The sequence below is a fragment of the Lactobacillus kimbladii genome (assembly GCF_014323605.1).
Classification (GTDB): domain Bacteria; phylum Bacillota; class Bacilli; order Lactobacillales; family Lactobacillaceae; genus Lactobacillus; species Lactobacillus kimbladii_B.
Genome location: NZ_SCMB01000021.1, coordinates 1 through 1,237, shown reverse-complemented (window position 1 = coordinate 1,237; position 1,237 = coordinate 1). Strand labels below are relative to the sequence as shown.

The 1,237-nt window shown below is 47.3% G+C and carries 2 protein-coding genes and 1 pseudogene; all 3 read left to right on the top strand.

The features are described 5' to 3' along the window. Window positions 1-214 (top strand): annotated as a pseudogene (locus ERK18_RS09305) (hypothetical protein); the annotation flags it as partial. Between the two features lie 71 nt (window positions 215-285). Then, window positions 286-465, top strand: a complete 180-nt coding sequence (locus tag ERK18_RS09300; RefSeq protein WP_187155210.1) for a hypothetical protein — start codon at window positions 286-288, stop codon at window positions 463-465. Next, window positions 450-1,237 (top strand): IS3 family transposase (locus tag ERK18_RS09295; protein ID WP_315984356.1); only part of this gene is annotated, 788 nt, incomplete at its 3' end. The genes ERK18_RS09300 and ERK18_RS09295, both read left to right, overlap by 16 nt.

Below are 1,237 nucleotides of genomic sequence, written 5' to 3'. Positions count from 1 at the left end.
TTCTGTGGCGCAAATGATTGGCACCGGATCACATCAACTAATTGATACCTGGGCTGCACAATACCAGCACTTTGGCGTTAAGGGCCTAGAAATTCGGCACACCTCGCAAAATTATCGTGGTCAATTCAAGTTTCAAGTCTTAAACTGGAGAAAAGAACATGACGAGACCTATCAAAATACCGCCATTCACTTCAAAATGCCACACCCAGCTTAATTTGTACTTGGCAAAAACGTTTTGACGAAGGCGGGCTTGATGCGCTCTTTACCAAACGAGGCCGACCACCAATGAACAAATCGCCTAAAAAACCAGTTAAGTATACCAGCAGTGAGTTATCTGAATTAGAGCGGCTGCGCTTAGAAAACCGTCAGCTCCACATTGAGAACGACTACCTAAAAAAAGTCGAAGCCTTAGCTCAGCGCAAAGACGCTCAACGCAAGAAGAACGGACCATCATCCAAGAGTTAAGGCATGAGCACAACTATCAACTGCAAGAACTATTGCACTATAGCTTTTTAGCCAAGAGCACCTACGAGTATCACCCGCGCAGCAGGCGGAAAAAATACAGCGATCTGGCTTTACTGTCGCTGATTAAAGTGGTTAAAAGGCATAATCCCAGCTTCGGCTACCTGCCCATGACTGACACGCTAAAAATCAAGTACGGTCTGCAGGTGAACCATAAACGCATTTACCGATTGATGAAGGAGCACAAGCTGCTGGCCCGCAAATACAACTTGCGTGCAGGCAAGTACGATTCATCAAAAGGTCCGCAAGGCAAGAAGGCGAAGAATCGCTTCCACCAGAAGTTTAAGACCGATCGGCCCTACCAAAAGGTAGTCACCGATATCAGCGAGTTTCGCTATGGCAATAAGAGCATGAGCCAACGGTTATATTTCTCGTCCTTTAAAGATCTTTACAGCGGTGAAATCATCAGCTACACCATCAGTCAGCGGCCGCAGACCAAATATGTTCTAGATGGACTCAAGCAGGTTTTGGCGATCCGGCCCAAACTGCCTTACCGCATGACGATTCACAGCGACCAGGGCATTCAATACCAGTCCAAAGCATATTGTCAGACCCTAAAGCAGCACCACGTTTTTCAAAGCATGTCGCGACGGGCGACCTGCCACGACAATGCGGCCTGCGAGAGTCTCTTTCACATCATGAAGGTTGAGCTAGACTACTACACCTATACCTATCCTACTAAGAAGGCGCTGCAGGAGGCCATGGAAAAATGGAT